This is a genomic window from Vibrio sp. YT-19(2023) (assembly GCF_033337395.1).
The window spans coordinates 1-529 of record NZ_JAWOQN010001081.1; the positions used below are offsets into that span (position 1 = coordinate 1).

At 48.2% G+C, this 529-nt stretch carries 1 protein-coding gene; it reads right to left on the reverse strand.

What is annotated here, in order from left to right; all coding sequences use genetic code 11:
- Positions 1 to 26 precede the first annotated feature (26 nt).
- Positions 27 to 529 (reverse strand): methyl-accepting chemotaxis protein (locus tag R7E78_RS30165; RefSeq protein ID WP_318059147.1); only part of this gene is annotated, 503 nt, incomplete at its 5' end.

Here is a 529-nt window from a genome sequence, read left to right on the forward strand (position 1 = left end):
ATTGGATTAACGAATCTACTAGTAGATTACTTTAAGCGAGTCTTAAACTCGGCTACCGCTTCATCCATATCGTGTGCTTGAGCCGACACTGAGTTCACTTCATGCAAACATTCTTGCGCGGAGTGCATGTTGTTTTCAGAGATGACGTTCAGCTCAGTGATTGAGTCGCTAACTTGGTTCATCACAATGCCTTGCTCTTCAATCGCAGAAGCAATGCGCTCTGAGTTGCCTTGAATCGCGTGCATGTCCGTGATGATTTGCTGGAGGCTCGCGTCTAATTGTTCAGATGCACTCAGGGTTTGCTGACCTTGTTCGTTACATTGATCAATATCAGAAACCACCATCGACATCTGCGCTTGGATGTCCATCACCACTCGCGTGATCTCTTCCGTGGATTGATGTGTACGGCTCGCAAGAGCGCGAACTTCATCTGCAACCACAGCAAAACCACGGCCTTGCTCACCCGCACGAGCCGCTTCGATAGCCGCGTTAAGTGCAAGTAAGTTCGTTTGTTCAGCAATGTCTTGAA